The organism is Listeria sp. SHR_NRA_18 (assembly GCF_003856515.1).
Classification (GTDB): domain Bacteria; phylum Bacillota; class Bacilli; order Lactobacillales; family Listeriaceae; genus Listeria_A; species Listeria_A newyorkensis.
In genome coordinates, this window is sequence record NZ_QPKR01000006.1 from 181,865 (window position 1) to 198,572 (window position 16,708).

Consider the following 16,708-nt stretch of genomic DNA (forward strand, 5'->3'; position numbering starts at 1 on the left):
CAAAAATCTAATTATTTAGCGACAACTGTTACTGTTGTTCCGGTGTCTCCTGGAATTTGCGCCCCAAGATCGACTGTGACTGTATCGCCAGCTTTCAATTTACGAGATTGGCCTTTTTCATCTGTGAAGAAACGGCTGTAAATTTTGAATCTACCATTAGAACCGATACCACCAGCTGTAACTGTATCAATATTTGCTTGTGGTGTTACAGTACGTTGTGGTACGCCATTGATGGATAAGCGTAATACTTGCGTTCCTGTTGGTACTAAGCCAGTGACATAATCGGACTCTGCTTTGATTGTGTCAATAATTGGTTTAGCGGCTTGACTAACAGTTACAGATGTAGCTAAATTAGCTGGTGTTCTAATCCCGTAATCGACTGTTACAATATCACCTTGTTTCAGGCGTAAATTCGATACGTTACCATCAGTAACAAATCGACTATAGAATGAGAAGTTACCATCAGCATCTGGTGCTACTAAACGTTGTGGTACACCATTTACTATTAGACGTACAGATACTGTACCCGCTGGCGCTTTACCTGTAATCGCTTGTTGGAATGGTGCTACTCCATCTACAATCGGGGCTGTTGCAGGAATGTAGTTTCCTACTTTCACGGTAACAGATGGTCCCGTTTTTCCAGCGTTCTTTTGTTCAACTATGATGGTTGTATCTGCTTTTTGTGCTGGAATGTTGACAGAGTATTTGCCATCTGTGCCAACTACACCTGTATACGTTTCTGTTCCAATTTTAACTACTACTGTATATCCTGGCGTACCATTACCAGTAACTGCTGTGTCTTTATTGGTAACAGAATTTACTGTAGGTCGTACTATAACAGCATTTTTCGCTTCTAGTTGTTTTTTCGCTTCATCTAGATCTTTTTGTAGTTCTGCTTTTTTCATTGGGTCTGTTACTTTGTTGATTGCTTCTTGTGCTTTGTCGATTGCTTCTTGGTTTGTTGTGTCTTTGATTGTTCCGTCTACGTTACCATTGTTGAATAGATCTTTCACACTTGCTTCTGCTGCTTCTTGGCGTGCTTTTTCTGCCGCTGACGCTTCGTTTTTAGCTTCTAGTTGTTTTTTCGCTTCATCTAGGTCTTTTTGTAGTTCTGCTTTTTTCGTTGGGTCTGTTACTTTGTTGACTGCTTCTTGTGCTTTGTCGATCGCTTCTTGGTTTGTTGTGTCTTTGATTGTTCCGTCTACGTTACCATCGTTGAATAGATCTTTCACGTTTGCTTCTGCTGCTTCTTGGCGTACTTTTTCTGCTGCTGCATTATTGCGATCATTTAGTTGTTTTTGTGCTTCATCTAGATTTTTTTGTAAGTCTGCTTTTTTCGCTGGGTCTGTTACTTTGTTAATCGATTCTTGGGCCTTGTCGATTGTTGCTTGATCTGTTGTATCTTTGATTGTTCCTTCTACATCACCATTGTTGAATAGATCTTTCACGCTTGCTTCTGCTGCGGCTAGAAGTTCTTTTTCCTTATCAGCTAGAGTAGAATATGAGCCATAAGCAATTTCTCTTACTGTATTAGGGTTAAAGCTATTATTAAACGCTGCACTGTCAGAAGTTAAATTCGTTACACTAATCGCTGCTGGTGCAAAACCCGCTAGTGAAAACTCTGCTTTAGAGAATTGGTATTCGTTTGTTGGCTTTGAACCAGATTGTGTTGTTAAATTCCAAGTTGATAATCCAATTGTTGGTTGCAATACAACTTTACTTGCAACTTTTCCGCCTATAGCATTTCCAGAAGCAGAGACAATTCGGAAATTAGCGCCTGGTGCTGCAACTAATCCTTTATTGGAAAAAATAGCCGCCGCTTGTGTTATTGAGTGTGCTTGAATTGTTATATCTGCATTATCACGAATGTTTAAGTCACCATAAAATGCCGTATTGCTATTACCTGGTTTAGCTAAGATTAAAGTCTCGCTTTCTGGAAGTAAATCTAATGCTTTACTCGTTGCTTGACTGTAGTAAGCAGCTTCATCATAGTAAGCATATGCTGCATCTGAGATAAAGTTTGCTACACCTCCAAGTGTGACTGCTGCAACGGCGTATCTTGTACTAAAGAATGCATGTCCTGTCTTACTTTGAACTAGTAAGTTTGAACCTGCCTCTGTTGTAAAGGCTGACGCAGGATTACCAATCTTATTCTGCTCGATATAAATAGCAGATTTGGTACTAGAAATTTTAACATCTGCTCCTGATTTAACCGTTACATTAGAAGCATAAATCGCCTCAGATACAGTGCTATCTACAGTAATATCGCCTTCCAACGTTAATTTGGCATATCCTGCATTGAACATGATTTGTGTGGCACCTGTGAAATGAACATCTTTATATGTGTTTTCGCTGTAGCCTGTTCCACCAAAGAAGCCACCATACGTTCCTGCGTTGCGGATTGTTAAGTCTTGTGCTGTATTGACACTGTTATAATCCCCATAAATATTTCCATTTGCAAAATCTACTGTGTGACCTTGTCCATAAATATGTTTACTACCTTTCCCTTGAATACTTGCTACAGGTAACGTAATATCCGCTGTTATATAAATATCGGTAACATCAGCATTCAGCATTGCATTCCTAAGCTCTGTTGCAGTTCCAACGTTGACCGTTACTCCTGCACGCCCCTGAATTTCTTGAGTTCCATTAGTATTAGCTTCCTCCGCTGCGAATGTGGCAATAGATGAAATTCCTGTTTGTCCTGTTAATACAAGTGTCGTTAATGCTATTGCAATTGGTTTTCTTAATACATTTTTCATTTTTATTATTTCCTCCTATTTTTTAAATCCTTGGCTTATTAGTAAGTTCTAGTTGAGACTACATTTTCATCGCCCCCTCAAATTGTATATTAAACAAAATATTCCGATTTTAATTATCCGTCTGTTAACAATAAATTCATTGCTGATAGACGAATATTTGCCTGCTTCTATCAACTGATATTACTCCTGCACGCCTCAGTTTTGCTAATATATCACTCAGCTTAGTTCTACTAATACCTAGATACGTAGCCATTAATTTTCTAGTAAAAACCCTAGGGATAACAAGCACATTTTCGTTGTTTACACCAAAATTTTCTCCAATGTATGTCAATGTTGTTAGCGTACGCCGCTCGTCTGTCTCTTCATTTAGCATAATTCTATTTGTATAGTTATCATAGCAGTCTAGCATGCAGTTATAATGGTACAAATAACCATCTTGTATACTCATAATTTTAGCCATTACTTCACTTTTTTCGAAGCGTTGAATCGTTACATCCATCAATGGCTTTAAATAAAATTCATTCCCATAGGTAGAAGTACTATCCACTAATCCCACAAATTCACCAGTTCCTCTAAAGTCAATAATTTGTTCTTCTATGCTGATGCAAGTTATCCCTTCCAAAATATAATATACATAGTATTTCCCATAATCACGCAACTGTATTTTGTCATTTTTACTAAACATCAGCGTCTGTTGCTTTATTTCAAAAAAATCATCATTTGTTAATAGAGAATATAATCGCTTAGAATTAAATTCTCGTTTTATGGTATCCTGTGAATACAGATCCTTCAAACTCAAGTGCTTCACCTCCCTGAATCATTATCGCATCTTTTAACAAGCTCATAATTCTCTATTTGAACATCTATGCGTGTATATTATGACTTTTTTCCGAATTTCATTAAATGCTTCACTTTTTCCATTTGGCTATACTTATATATTACATATTTATTTTATGGTTCGCTATTTTACTTTGACGGTATCTTCGACCAAATATAAAAACACTGTGGATATAAGTCCTTCAAAACTCAGTGCTTAACCTCCTAAGTTTATTATCGCATCTTTTAACAAGCTCATAATTCTCTATTTGAACACCTATAGGTACATATTATGACTTTTCTTCGACTTTTATTAAATATCTTACTTTTTATTTGTTCGCCACCTATCCTTTTAGGTATACTTAAATTATATAGAAATATTTATTGGATCGCTATTTTATTTTGTCGATTTTTCCGACACCACAATATGATAATTGGAGTGAGCTATTGATGAATAATTTCAGCCTGAGCATTATCGCCGATAAGAAAATACGCCGTCAAATCCATTTGCTTGAAAGAATCCTGGAAGCACCGTACCCTATCTCATTGGAAGAAATAGCCACAGAATTTGATGTGTCTGTTCGTACACTAGAACGAGATATAGCTGAAATAGGAAATATCGATAAAGAATTTGTTGTTCAGCATAAAGCGGTTGGTTACGAGATCGAGAATACAGCATTAATTGATGATCTTCTACTCGATATATCTGAACAGTCGCCACTATTCGTTATTGTTCAAAGTATATATGAAGAAATTTATCTAACAATAGATGAGTGGGCTGATGATTTATTTTTGTCTTCATCTGCTTTATATCGATACCTATCTAGTCTTAAAAATATTCTAAAAGACTTTAATCTGAAACTTTCTCTTACTCCAGTTAAAATTGAAGGTGAGGAAGTAGACATTCGTTATTTTTACTTCTATTTCTTCTATAGTACGAACGATATTTCGCCAAAGTATCGCCCCGGACAAGAGTTGTTTGATATTTTCCAAGCTAATTATGATTTTTTTATACAAAATACGGATATTAGTGTATCTCTTCAACATCGAAGCATTCTTTACTGGACTATGATTGTAAACAAGCGCATAGAGCAAGGGCATTATATTAAAATTCCTGATGAAGTCAAAGTAAAGCAAAAACATTCCTTAACCTATGTATATATCGATAAACTTGCTCACGAAATATTGACTGCTGCATCTACATCGGCTATCCCAGTTGATGAAATTATTTTTTTAGATATGTTAATTTTAGATAATTATATGTATAGAGAAGGTGTTGCAGGACCAATTGAAGAGCGTTTATATCCATTTTTAACACAAGATTTAAATCTTTTTGTAAATGATTTTTTTACCAAAGAAAATCTTCCAAGGCCAAGTGATGCGACGCTTTATATTTTTATTTTTTATATTAGGAATATCTTATTGTTAACGCAGCTGACGCCTCTATTTCAAAAGAATTTTTTTGAGGTGAATCAGTTTGTGAAGACGATGCATTATCCGATGTTTAAAAAATGGATGGATGCGATCTCTGCTAGTGAAATAACTGATTTCAAAAAAATTAAGTATGCCGAAGATGTGTGTGTAAATTTAACTATGTTTACTTTGTATGCTAAGAATAAAGATGTTAATAGTATGCCGCATATCTTGTTCTCATTTGATGGGAAAACGGCTTACTTGAACTACTTACACATGTTTGTGGAGAATTTTATGGGTGGGAATACAGAGGTGACATTTAGCTATAATAAACATATTACGAATGAATTTGCTAACAGTCTTGGTGTGGATTTAATTGTGAAGAATTATAAAGAAACATCGGAAGATTTCGATTGCCAAACATACAACACGTCTCGGCATCCTACAACAAAAGATTGGGATAATATTTATCATCTGATTTTGGCGATGCAATCTACTTGAGACATAGAAAAAAGCCCTAGATAGGAACCTTTTAACGGCTCATATCTAGGGCTTTTTAAGCTTAAAACTGCTGAAACTGATCAACTGGCATTACAAACACTGTCGCGCCACCAACTTGGACTTCAATCGGGTATGGTACATAGGTGTCTACCGTTACGCCGAGTGATGCTGCCGGGCTCATGATTTGTTCGCGAGCTTTACAGTTATTTTTAATAATTTCAAGCGCGGTATCGACTTGCTTGTCTTCCACACCAATAATAAAAGTCGTGTTTCCTGCTTTTAGAAAGCCACCTGTTGATGCTAATTTAGTGGCACGGAAATTGGCATCCGTTAACGCGTCGGATAGGCGGTTGCTGTCCTGATCTTGAACAATCGCAAAAATAAGTTTCATCATTTTCCATCCCCTTACAATGTTTTTCTTTATTATATCAGAAATTTGGCGAAAGCTTTACTAATAAAACCTCGTGGCGGGCGGAGCTCATCTCGCTATGTAACAAGTGATGTTAGCCTAGTCTTGCTCGGATTCTCTCAAAAATATCTGTGACGATTTCGTCGATGGTTCTTGTGGCATCAATGATCTCAATCCGTTCTGGGAACATGTCGCGCACGGTTTCATAGCCTGTTTGTACTTTGTTGTGGAATGTCACATCTTCCATGTCGAGGCGGTTGACTTCACGGCCTTTGTTTGCAGCGATTCGCGCCAACCCAACGTCTGCAGGAACGTCTAAATAATATGTCACATCTGGCATGGTCGTCTCCACGGCGAATTGATTGATTTTCAAAACTTCGTCGATCCCAATATCGCGTCCAACGCCTTGATAGGCAAGCGAACTATCGATGAAGCGGTCGCACAGGACTAATTTTCCTTCAGCGAGGGCTGGGCGGATAAGTTCCACGACGTGTTGGCGTCTCGCACCAGCAATCAACAAGGCTTCGGTTTTGGCATCCATTCTGCTATCGAGATCATTCAGGAAAATTTCCCGTACAACATCGGAAATCTTGCTACCTCCGGGTTCTCGCGTTTTGATAAATTGGATTCCTGCTGCTTCTAAACGCTCTGCTAAACGCGTGCTGACCGTTGTTTTTCCTGATCCATCTGGACCTTCTAACGTGATAAAAATACCGTTCATTTTTTGTTACCATCCTTATTCGTTTTATTAGTTCTAAGCATACCATGAACTGGCGCAAAACGCTTATATTTATATGAAAATAGAGGTAAGAAATCGAAATTGCTGATTCCTTACCTCTAATTATTTAGCGCCTAGTCTTGTTTGCGTCGTCTTTGTAGTAATGTGCCGAATAGGATGAAAGCTGAACCAAGAAGTACATACAGAAGCGCAGATGTGTCGCCTGTTTTTGGTAGTACTTTTTTGATGATTGGTTGTTTTGGTTCTGGTTGTTTTACTTCGGGTTGTGTTGGTGTTGGCTGTTCTGGTGCCGGTTGCGCTGGTGCTAATTGTGGTGCGATGACTTGTAGGTTTACCGTCGTGGTTGTTGTTTTGTTATTGCTATTTGTTACGCTGTAGACGACTGGGTAATTGCCTGCTTTTGTTAGGTCTGCTTGGCTAGCGTCGTAGGTGACTTGATCGATGATATCACCGTCAACAGTATCTTCTGCGGTTACGTTTTCTAGCCATGCAACGCTATCTTCGCTCGCACCTTGCATCACGGTTAGATTCGATGCTTTTAAAATTGCCATTTCGGCTGTGACTTCGATTTGGACGGTTTCTACAGTTGTTTTGCCGTTGCTATTGGTCACGGTGTAGTGGACTGGATAGGTGCCTTCTTTGTTGAAGTCTACGTTCGCATAATCAACCGTCACATCTGAACTCAAATCACCATCTACTTTATCCGTCGCAAAAACGTCATCGAACCAGCTGATTTCTTCTGATTTTGTACCAGCTAAAATAGATTTGTTTACGGCCGTGATGACTGGATTTTCAGCAGTGACTTGTAGGTTGATTGTGATGGTTGTTTCTTTGTCGTTGCTGTTTGTCACGGTATAACTGACTGGATAGTTGCCTTCTTTGTTGAAATCTACTTGGCTGTAATCGACGGATACGTGTTGCGAAATATCACCGTCTACTTTATCAGTTGCTGTAACATTTTGGAACCATGGGTATTCTTCACTCGTTGACCCTGCTAAAACACTGATGTTACTCGCTTCGATGACTGGATTTTCGGCGGTTACTTGGATGTTCACGGTTTGCGTTGTTATTTTATTGTTGCTGTTTGTGACCGTGTATGTGACTGGGTAATTGCCTTCTTTGTTCAAATCCACGCTACTGTAGTCGATTTGGATTTGGTCGTTGATGTTTCCGTCTGCTTTGTCTTCAGCGGTAACGTTATGGAACCAGGCAATGTCTTGTTCTTTTGTGCCGGCGATGATTGCTAGGTCGCTGGCGTGAAGGACTGGATTCTCAGCGGTTACGTGCACGTTGATTGTCGTGGTTGTTGTTTTGCCATTGCTGTTGGTCACGCTGTACGCCGCTGGATAATTGCCTTCTTTTTTGAAATTCACTTCGTCGTAATTCACGGTAATGTCGGTGCTGATGTCTCCGTCCGCCAAATCTTCTGCGGAAACGCCTTGATACCACGCGATATCTTGCGCATCAGTTCCTGCGATAATGTCGAGATCCGTTGCTGTTAAAACGGGCTCTTTAGCTGTGACTTGCAGGTTTACAGTGCTAGTCGAGGTTTTTCCATTGCTGTTCGTAACGGTGTAAATAACTGGGTAATTGCCCTCTTTTTTAAATTGAACTTTTGAAAAGTCGACCGTTACGTCTTTGCTGATATCGCCGTCTGCGCGATCGAGAGCTGTTACACTTTGGAACCACGGGATGTCTGCGGCTTTTGTTCCTGCGAGAATGTCTATGTTGCTAGCTTGCAGAGCGGGTTTTTCAGCGGTAACCGTGATGTTGATTGTTTTTGTTGTCGTTTTGTTATTGCTGTTTGTGATTGTGTAAACGACTGGGTAGTTGCCTTCTTTTTTGAAATTTACTGCGCTGTAATCTACCTTGATGTCCGTGCTAATATCACCATCCGCGCGATCGGTTGCGGAAACATTTTGGAACCACGAGATTTCATTGGGGTTCGTTCCGGCGATTGTCGCTAGATTTGTTGCTTGGAGGACTGGATTCTCAGCGGTAACGTTCATGTTGACTGTTTTGCTTGTTGTTTTGTTGTTGCTGTTTGTTACGCTGTACACGACTGGATAACTGCCTTCTTTGTTAAAATTGACTTGGCTGTAATCCACTTTTACGTCTTTGCTAATATCGCCGTCTGCTTTATCGGTTGCAAAAACGCCTTGGAACCATAGGATATCGCTTGATTTTGTGCCTGCTAATGTGTCTAGATTGGCGGCGCCCAAGGCCGGAGCATCTGCGGTGATTGTGACGGTAACTGTGACTGCCGTTGTTTTGTTATTGCTGTTGGTCACGGTGTACACGACTGGGTATGTGCCCTCTTTTTTGAAATTAACGGCGCTGTAATCGGCGGTTACTTCGGTGCTTAGATCGCCGTCCGCTTTGTCCGTTGCCGTCACGTCTTGATACCACGCTACGTCTTCTGCTTTTGTTCCAGCTAGGAGTTGTAGGTCTGTGGCTTGAAGTACTGGTAAATAAGCGCTTACGGTTACTTGAATTGTTTTCATTGTTGTCTTGTTATTGCTGTTTTCCACTGTATAGGTGACTGGGTATTGACCTTCTTTTTTGAAGTTCACCTTGCTGTAATCAACTGTCAAATTCGCGCTGATATCTCCGTCTACTTTGTCTGTCGCGGATGTGTTTTGGTACCACGGAACGTCTGTCGCTGCGGTTCCTGCGATGATGTTGATGTCTTGTGCTGTGATGACTGGCAGATTCGCTGTTACGCGCGCTGTCACGGTTTTCGTCAAGGCTTTATTATTACTATTTTTGACGCTGTAAATAACCGGATAGTTGCCTTCTTTGTTAAAATTAACTTGGCTATAATCCGCGACAAGTTGGCTACTTAAATCGCCATCTACCTTGTCTGTTGCGCTAGCGCCTGTGTACCATGAGACTGCGTTTTCGTCTGTGCCTGCGATGATATCAAGGTCTGTTGCCTCGATGACTGGATCGTCAGCTGTGATAGTCATTGTAACGGTTTTCGTTGCGGTTTTGTTTTTACTGTTTGTGATTGTGTATGTGACCGGATAGTCGCCTTCTTTTTTGAAATTTACTGCGCTGTAGTCGACGGTAACCTTGTCTGAAACATCACCATCGACTTCATCTATCGCGGACACAGTGCTCATCCAATCGATGTCTGCCGATATAGAACCCGCTGTTGCGTGAAGGTTACTTGCGGTTAAAACGGGTGCATCGAAAATTCGAATTTTGGCAATCGCACTATCGCTTGTTAGTGTTTTTGCTGCTAACTCGGTTGCTGATACTGCTGGGATTTCTAAGTGTTTATTTTTTAAATAGGAATCGTAGTCGGCGCCTGCTTTTAGATTAGCGGTTACTTTTAACATGTAGCTATTAGAGTATAGATTTGCGTTTTTCAGCGCCGTCGAAGTAGCTGTTGCTGTCACCGTATTCGTGTTTTTATCGATAGCCATGGTGAATAACGATGATGCGTCCTTGCCTGAGATATCTGTGATTTTAACATCTTGAATGTCCAGAATGTCTTCGAGTGATGTTTTCATAACTAGCTTACTCTCAATATCATCTGTGTCGCGATATGGTACTTCTTGGATTGTCGTGTATTCTACTTGATTATCTTCCACATTTGATGTAGCTTCATCTGCTATGAACTGCGGTTTTGGAAAATCGATGGGTACGAGAGATTTACCGATGTAACCAATGACAGACGTTCCAGCTGCTCGCGGTGCCATAATAAGATGGTCAGTTGGTCCATATATAAAGGAACCCCAACTTTCTTTGACAAATTCATCGCTTGCAACACCACCAGACGTTATAGAAGTAGATGTTCCGTCATCGCTGTATAACAAAGTACTTTTTTCCATAACGTAAATATTTTGCATATTGCTTTCTTTAAAAATTTTCAGGCTCTCTGCGTTATCAATATCCGTATAAGTGAAAAAACCAGATACATCAACAGGCTGTTTCGTTTCGTGGTCTAGGTATTGAATTTTTACGATAGGATCTGAGGTTGTGCCTGTATTCGTGAATCTTAGGAAAGTGCTCGCTGCATGACCTACTGTGATTGGTGATGTTAGTTCCAATGGGATAAGACGAAGATCGACCCATCTCGAGTTGTAAATACCAACTTTTGAGGCTTCCAAATAAGTGTCTTCTGCTCCTGGCGTGATTGTGTTCGGTTGAAAAACAACATCGCTTGCTGGTAGTGTTCTTGCTGTACCACTAACTACGTAGGATATCTTTGTATCCGATGTAAATCTCGGAAAAAAAGAATATTGATTTGGAATGTAGAGTAGTGGATCTTTTTGTGTTGGTACTTTGATGGAGTAAGGGCTATCGATAAGTTTGCCACTAGTAACTGCTGTAGTTCCAATAGTGGTACTCGTATTTTCGATTGCTAAGGCTTGGTTGGACGGTACTAATGAGCTCATCCCAAGGCAAAAAATGATGACCGGGACTGCGACTTTATTCATGTTATTGTTTCCTCTTTTCTTTGAATTCTTTAGGCTATTTCACTCTGGAAATAGGATCCTTGAATTCACTATAAGGGATAAAAGAGGTTGCGTGAAGGGCTTGGTTTTGGGTTTTGGAGGGGTTTCATGTGAACATTTTGTGAACTTCAAAAAAAGTTCTCTTTGATTATGTAACTTAATCAAATGAGAACTCCTTTGTCTATATAAAAATTTTAAGTCTATCTTCGTGGAGTTTTTCGCCACCTTGGTAATGATACTGTTTTAGGTTTATCAGCAAATCAATATGCGCCGCTGTTATAGTCTCGCCGATTAAAACGAGTGGGATTCCAGGTGGGTATGGGATAACCATTTCTGCTGCTGTTTTGCCGATTGTATGCTCCAATTTTTCAAAATAGGTTGGGCGAGATGTATCGGAAGCCTGGATTCGAATAGTTGTTGGGATTGTAATTGGATTTTGCGGGTTTGACATTCCAAATTCAACACCTTCCCACTTTAGCCACGTTATTGGTGGTGGGAATTCCATACTGTCTTTAATTAAGGGCAGTGTAAGTAAAACATTAGTAGTATCCGCGAGTTCTGGATAGTAGCCTGCTTGCTCGAATATTGCTTGAAGGTCGAAACCTGATAACCCGTCTTTGCGAACGATAAGTTTTAGTGGGTCGTCGGGTGTGATAACGGTGAGATTATTTTGGTGCAGCCAAATTAGCCAATCTGCGCGCATTTTTTGGAATGCTTCCGTGTCTTGTTTGTTGTAAGTTGCCACGTAATGCCGCGCGTAATCTAGAGATGCCATGATCAGATAGGACGGGCTGCTTGATTGCAACATTTGCAGATAGCGTGGAATCTCGACTAATTCGTCGCACCATTTTGGTATATGTAAATAGGATCCCATCGTCAGCGCTGGTAGGGTTTTATGCGCGGACTGGACGACAACATCAGCGCCGAGCTCGATGGCTGAGACTGGAAAAATCGACGCATTCGCCTGAAAATGAGCACCGTGCGCCTCATCGACGAGTACGAGTGCGCCAAATTCTCGGCAGGTCGTGATGCAAGATGCTAAGTCAAAGCCGAAACCGTAGTAGCTTGGATAGGTGAATATGACGGCGCGAATCGGCTCCATCTGTAAGGCTTCGCGTAATAGTGAGGCTTCGACACCGTTCGCCGTCCCTGTCTGCGGTTCTTTTCGCGTCGCCAAATAAATCGCGTGGACACCCGCCAAATCTAATGCATGCATCACTGATTTATGGCAATCCCGCGACACTATGACCGTATCTCCACGCTTGCAAGTCCCCAGAATCATCGCCAAATTCCCGACGGTTGAGCCGTTCACCAGCATGTAACTGCGATCTGCATTGTAGCATTCGGCAAGCAGTTGCTGCGCCTCAAGTATCGCACCTTCTGGGTGATGCAAATCGTCTAGTCCTGAAAGTTCTGTGAGATCATGATGCAAAACTTCGCGATATTTCCCGGGAAATAATAGCCCATTTTTATGTCCTGGTACGTGTAGGGATGTTGCCCCCTCGTGATTTTTTAAAGCCTCCACAATCGGCATCTTGTTTTGCATCTAAAACCCTCCAATCTTATCTCATCTATTGTATCATAAACGTTTAATCTCCCACCATCAGGGAAATTTACATAGTAGGAACTAAAAGCTAGGAGGAGACAATAAACATGAAAAAGATTCTAAATGAAGTGGATCAAGCCGTGGAACAGATGGTGGAAGGCCTCGTCAAAACGCATGGTGATCTCGTGCATCGTGTGGAAGGAACGCGTGTCATTGCTCGTAACGACAAACGTCCTTTAAAAGTCGGGCTGGTCAGCGGTGGCGGTTCTGGTCACGAGCCTGCTCATGCTGGTTATGTTGGTAAAGGGATGCTTAGCGCAGCGGTTTGTGGAGACGTTTTCACATCGCCTACTCCAGATCAAATTTTGGAAGGAATCAAAGTCGCGGATCAAGGAAAAGGCGTGCTTCTCATCGTGAAAAATTATACGGGTGACGTGATGAATTTTGAAATGGCGGCGGAACTCGCGGAGGCAGAAGGGATTAGCGTGGCGTCTGTCCTCGTCAATGATGATATCGCGGTGGAAGATAGCTCGTTTACGACTGGTCGACGCGGCGTTGCAGGGACGGTATTTGTCCATAAAATTGTGGGCGCGGCCGCGGAGGCTGGTGCTTCACTCGAAGAACTCCAAGCCCTCGGTGAAAAAGTCGTGGCTTCCGTCAAATCGATTGGCGCAGCCTTGTCAGCGGGGACGGTGCCTGAGGTGGGACATCGTGGTTTCGAGCTTCCAGAAGACGAGATTGAAGTCGGCGTTGGGATTCATGGTGAGCCCGGATCTAGTCGCGAAAAAGTGATGACGTCGCATGAGCTCGCGAATTTGCTTTTTGCTCGGATTAACGCGGAACTGATTCTCGGCGCAGATGACAAAATCGTTGTTCTCGTAAACGGCATGGGCGCGACGCCACTCATGGAGCAGTATATTTTCGCCAACGATGTGCATAAAATCATCGAGGCACACGGGATTCCTGTTGCAAAAACGCTCGTTGGTGACTTTATGACATCGCTTGATATGGACGGCGTCTCCTTGACAATTTTGAAATTAACGGATGAAAAATGGCTCGATTTGGTGAACTACCCTGTCGTGACTAGCGCGTGGAAATAGGAGGGATTGCGATGACTTATAATGTAAAATGGGCGATTGGATGGCTGACGGATTTTAGCGATCGTGTCATTCAAAACAAGCAGTTGCTTAGCGATTTGGACCAAGCGATTGGCGATGGTGACCACGGGATTAACATGGCGCGTGGCCTCACAGAACTGCAAAAAACGCTGGCGGAGAAAGAGCCAACGAGCGTGAAAGATGCGTTCAAAACGGCTGGCATGACGATACTTAGCAAGGTTGGTGGCGCGTCTGGCCCGCTATACGGCAGTGCTTTTCTCGCGATGAGTAAGGCGACGGAATCTGAAACGTTGACCGAGGCCGAATTCATTGAAGCACTAGAAGCTGGGCTCGCCGGAATCGAACACCGCGGCAAGTCGCATGCTGGCGAAAAAACGATGATCGATGTGTGGGAACCGGTTATCCACGCCTTGCGCCAAGACGAATTGACTGGCGATGTCATCGAGGCCGCCCTCCAAAAAACGAAAGATTTAAAAGCTACGAAAGGCCGTGCCGCTTATCTCGGCGATCGTTCCATCGGCCATCTCGACCCAGGCGCCTACTCTTCTGCCCTACTTTTCCAGGCCTTACTCGCACAAGAGGAGCTGAAATAGATGACAAAAAAATACGGTATTGTGATTATCTCCCATTCCCCAGATGTCGCGTATGGCATTCATCAAATCATTCAGGAAGTCGCGCGTGACGTTGCGATTACACACGCTGGCGGAACGGATGACGGCGAAATCGGCACGAGTTTTGAGAAAGTAAGTACAGCTTTTGAGACCAATGAAGCCGATTATCTCTACGCTTTCTATGATCTTGGCAGCGCAAAAATGAACATCGAAACGATTATGGAGATCTCGGATAAAGACATTCTCTTGTTCGATGTTCCGATTTTAGAAGGCGCTTATGTCACTGCTGCCCAGCTTCAAATGGACGAAAATATCGATGTGATTAATAAAAACTTAGAGACGATTATTGTGAAATGAAAAAATGCCTCGCGTAACAATCACGCGAGGCTCTTTTCGTTCACCAACTGGCTTTTTTCACGCCAGGAATTTGTCCTTTATGCGCGAGTTCACGAAAGGTAATGCGAGACATCGCGAATTTGCGCATATATGCTCGTGGTCTACCATCCACTAAATCACGATTTTTATAGCGAATCGGATTGGAATCTTTCGGCAGTTTCCTCAATGCTTCCATGTCGCCACTCGCTTTCAATTCATGCCTTAACACTGCATATTGTGCGATTAATTGACGCTGCTTTGCGGCTTTTGCAATTTTTGATTTCTTAGCCATTTTCTTTCCTCCTTCCTTTTAAATAGTAATCATTACGATTTATAAAGTATACTCTCACTCTCTCAATAAAGCAAGTTTTTAGTAATACAAAATCTTAACTACTCCGTTTCTAATTGTTCTAAAAACTTAGTCGCTGCAATGGACATCGTCTGATTCTTTTTCCAAATAACACTTAATGAGGCGCTCAATTCTGGCTTAAGGGGAACAAAAACTAGCTTCGAATTTGCTGGATTGATTATACCATCAATGCATAGAGCACATCCCACTCCCTCCTCAACCATTAGTGAAGCATTGTATAACAAATTATAGCTACCCACAATATGCAGTTGGTCTAGATTATTTCCAAACCATTCAGAAATCTGATCACTTACCAAACTTTGTTGAGATATTAGCAATGGCACAACTCTTAAATCATTTGGTGTAATAGCCTCATTTTGCGCTAATAAATGATCACTTCTGACTAACAGCCCCCATTTATCTTTTTGTGGCAGACTAATAGATTTATATTTTTGCTTATTTGTTGGATTTACAACTATGCCAAAATCCAGCAAACCACTATCTAATTTCGCCATTATATCATCTGCATTTCCACTGTATAAATAAATTTTTATCTCTGGGGAGTTATTTAATATTCTTTTAGTCCATTTAGCGATTAGTGACATGGCTCTTGTCTCTCCACCCCCGATATAGATTTCTCCAGTGACCAATTTGTCTTTCCTTAAATTCATTGTCGTCTTCTCTACTAAGCTCAATATCTCATTTCCCTTGTCTAGCAAAAATAGACCTTCTTCCGTTAGTCGAATTTCACGGTTTCCTCGCTCAAAAAGCGTCACTCCTAATTCTTCTTCCAATTCCTTTAACTGCTTGGACAAAGTTGGTTGAGAAAGATGTAGGCTCACAGCTGCTTTGCTGATGTTTTTTTCTCTGGCTACTGCTAAAAAATATTTCAGTACTCGAAATTCCATAATTCCTCCTATAATAATTAATTATACTTGGTTATATTTTATAAGTATTAGACATATATATAATACTATCCTAAACTAAGAATAACAAGTATCTAGGAGGGATAAATTTGGCGGTTACACTAAGAGAGCAAATCAATGGTAAAGAAATCAAAATATCAGATCCAGTTTTTGACGAGATTCACCGCTTACAAGCAGAAAATGACGAGAGATTAGTTGACTTAAACACTAAATTCCACTCCAAACAAGAGACAAATCAGATTTTATCAGCAATTATAGGGGAAAATATAGACAATACAGTCAATGTAATGTTGCCTTTTCATACAGATTTTGGAAAGCATATAACGCTCGGAAAACACGTTTTCATTAATCGGAATGCGATGTTTGTTGACTTAGGTGGAATTACTTTAGATGATTATGTTTTAATTGGGCCTCGAGTAAATCTTATTACAGTAAATCATTTAATAGAACCCTCAAATCGCAGAGGACTCTCTACGAAGCCTATTCATATAAAAAAAAATGCTTGGATTGGAGCAGCGGCCACTGTATTACCAGGGGTCACAATTGGTGAGAATTCCATTATTGCAGCAGGATCTATCGTCACCAAAGACGTCCCAGATAATGTCATTGTCGTTGGAGCACCTGCAAAAATCACAAAAAAGATTCACTGATTTTACAAATAGACGCAAGGAGGAGTT

The 16,708-nt window shown here is 41.1% G+C and carries 13 protein-coding genes; 5 read left to right on the forward strand and 8 right to left on the reverse strand.

Annotated elements, in window-relative coordinates; all coding sequences use genetic code 11:
• Positions 1-11 precede the first annotated feature (11 nt).
• On the reverse strand, positions 12-2,762 hold the full coding sequence (locus DUK53_RS10805; RefSeq protein WP_036131976.1) for a toxin Cry1Ac domain D-VI-related protein: 2,751 nt from the start codon (positions 2,760-2,762) through the stop codon (positions 12-14).
• 136 nt (positions 2,763-2,898) lie between these two features.
• Positions 2,899-3,561 carry a Crp/Fnr family transcriptional regulator gene (locus DUK53_RS10810; protein WP_036090133.1) on the reverse strand — a complete coding sequence of 221 codons (663 nt, stop codon included), beginning with the start codon at positions 3,559-3,561 and terminating at the stop codon, positions 2,899-2,901.
• 467 nt (positions 3,562-4,028) lie between these two features.
• Between DUK53_RS10810 and DUK53_RS10815 the strand changes: the two genes are divergently transcribed.
• Complete coding sequence (locus DUK53_RS10815; RefSeq protein ID WP_036090136.1) at positions 4,029-5,492, forward strand: AcpB/EbpR/MafR family transcriptional regulator; 1,464 nt, start codon at positions 4,029-4,031, stop codon at positions 5,490-5,492.
• Between the two features lie 61 nt (positions 5,493-5,553).
• Here the strand turns inward: DUK53_RS10815 and DUK53_RS10820 are convergent, their stop codons facing one another.
• From DUK53_RS10820 to DUK53_RS10835, 4 genes are all read right to left on the reverse strand, one after another.
• On the reverse strand, positions 5,554-5,883 hold the full coding sequence (locus tag DUK53_RS10820) for a cyclic-di-AMP receptor (protein ID WP_036074151.1): 330 nt from the start codon (positions 5,881-5,883) through the stop codon (positions 5,554-5,556).
• Positions 5,884-5,995: 112 nt separating this feature from the next.
• A complete protein-coding gene (gene tmk, locus DUK53_RS10825; RefSeq protein ID WP_036131978.1) occupies positions 5,996-6,622 on the reverse strand; it encodes a dTMP kinase in 627 nt (208 codons plus the stop codon).
• A 131-nt stretch (positions 6,623-6,753) separates the two neighbouring features.
• On the reverse strand, positions 6,754-11,088 hold the full coding sequence (locus tag DUK53_RS10830) for an LPXTG cell wall anchor domain-containing protein (protein WP_036131979.1): 4,335 nt from the start codon (positions 11,086-11,088) through the stop codon (positions 6,754-6,756).
• A gap of 199 nt (positions 11,089-11,287) precedes the next feature.
• A complete protein-coding gene (locus DUK53_RS10835; RefSeq protein ID WP_036131981.1) occupies positions 11,288-12,652 on the reverse strand; it encodes an aminotransferase class I/II-fold pyridoxal phosphate-dependent enzyme in 1,365 nt (454 codons plus the stop codon).
• Positions 12,653-12,759: 107 nt separating this feature from the next.
• Here DUK53_RS10835 and dhaK point away from each other — a divergent pair, with 107 nt between their 5' ends.
• From dhaK to dhaM, 3 genes are read left to right on the forward strand one after another with little or no spacing between them, the layout of a single operon-like run.
• On the forward strand, positions 12,760-13,752 hold the full coding sequence (gene dhaK / locus DUK53_RS10840) for a dihydroxyacetone kinase subunit DhaK (protein ID WP_036131983.1): 993 nt from the start codon (positions 12,760-12,762) through the stop codon (positions 13,750-13,752).
• A gap of 11 nt (positions 13,753-13,763) precedes the next feature.
• The gene (gene dhaL, locus DUK53_RS10845; RefSeq protein ID WP_036090150.1) at positions 13,764-14,363 is read left to right on the forward strand and encodes a dihydroxyacetone kinase subunit DhaL; all 600 of its coding nucleotides are present in this window, start codon (positions 13,764-13,766) and stop codon (positions 14,361-14,363) included.
• Positions 14,364-14,738 carry a dihydroxyacetone kinase phosphoryl donor subunit DhaM gene (gene dhaM, locus DUK53_RS10850; protein ID WP_036090153.1) on the forward strand — a complete coding sequence of 125 codons (375 nt, stop codon included), beginning with the start codon at positions 14,364-14,366 and terminating at the stop codon, positions 14,736-14,738.
• A gap of 40 nt (positions 14,739-14,778) precedes the next feature.
• Here dhaM and rpsN read toward each other — a convergent pair whose 3' ends face one another.
• Together rpsN and DUK53_RS10860 are read right to left on the reverse strand one after the other, a co-directional pair.
• Positions 14,779-15,048 (reverse strand): 30S ribosomal protein S14, encoded by a 270-nt coding sequence (gene rpsN / locus DUK53_RS10855; RefSeq protein WP_036090156.1) that lies wholly within the window; start codon positions 15,046-15,048, stop codon positions 14,779-14,781.
• A 98-nt stretch (positions 15,049-15,146) separates the two neighbouring features.
• On the reverse strand, positions 15,147-16,013 hold the full coding sequence (locus DUK53_RS10860) for a LysR family transcriptional regulator (protein WP_036090159.1): 867 nt from the start codon (positions 16,011-16,013) through the stop codon (positions 15,147-15,149).
• 107 nt (positions 16,014-16,120) lie between these two features.
• Here DUK53_RS10860 and DUK53_RS10865 point away from each other — a divergent pair, with 107 nt between their 5' ends.
• Positions 16,121-16,681: a DapH/DapD/GlmU-related protein gene (locus tag DUK53_RS10865; RefSeq protein ID WP_036090162.1), complete on the forward strand. Its 561-nt coding sequence runs from the start codon at positions 16,121-16,123 to the stop codon at positions 16,679-16,681.
• Positions 16,682-16,708 lie beyond the last annotated feature (27 nt).

What these genes read in the sequence shown, in the direction of transcription:
- rpsN (WP_036090156.1), bottom strand. Translation starts at nt 15,048, where the DNA reads ATGGCTAAGAAATCAAAAATTGCAAAAGCCGCAAAGCAGCGTCAATTA.
- dhaK (WP_036131983.1), top strand. Translation starts at nt 12,760, where the DNA reads ATGAAAAAGATTCTAAATGAAGTGGATCAAGCCGTGGAACAGATGGTG.
- DUK53_RS10830 (WP_036131979.1), bottom strand. Translation starts at nt 11,088, where the DNA reads ATGAATAAAGTCGCAGTCCCGGTCATCATTTTTTGCCTTGGGATGAGC.
- DUK53_RS10860 (WP_036090159.1), bottom strand. Translation starts at nt 16,013, where the DNA reads ATGGAATTTCGAGTACTGAAATATTTTTTAGCAGTAGCCAGAGAAAAA.
- DUK53_RS10820 (WP_036074151.1), bottom strand. Translation starts at nt 5,883, where the DNA reads ATGAAACTTATTTTTGCGATTGTTCAAGATCAGGACAGCAACCGCCTA.
- dhaL (WP_036090150.1), top strand. Translation starts at nt 13,764, where the DNA reads ATGACTTATAATGTAAAATGGGCGATTGGATGGCTGACGGATTTTAGC.
- DUK53_RS10815 (WP_036090136.1), top strand. Translation starts at nt 4,029, where the DNA reads ATGAATAATTTCAGCCTGAGCATTATCGCCGATAAGAAAATACGCCGT.
- dhaM (WP_036090153.1), top strand. Translation starts at nt 14,364, where the DNA reads ATGACAAAAAAATACGGTATTGTGATTATCTCCCATTCCCCAGATGTC.
- DUK53_RS10835 (WP_036131981.1), bottom strand. Translation starts at nt 12,652, where the DNA reads ATGCAAAACAAGATGCCGATTGTGGAGGCTTTAAAAAATCACGAGGGG.
- tmk (WP_036131978.1), bottom strand. Translation starts at nt 6,622, where the DNA reads ATGAACGGTATTTTTATCACGTTAGAAGGTCCAGATGGATCAGGAAAA.
- DUK53_RS10805 (WP_036131976.1), bottom strand. Translation starts at nt 2,762, where the DNA reads ATGAAAAATGTATTAAGAAAACCAATTGCAATAGCATTAACGACACTT.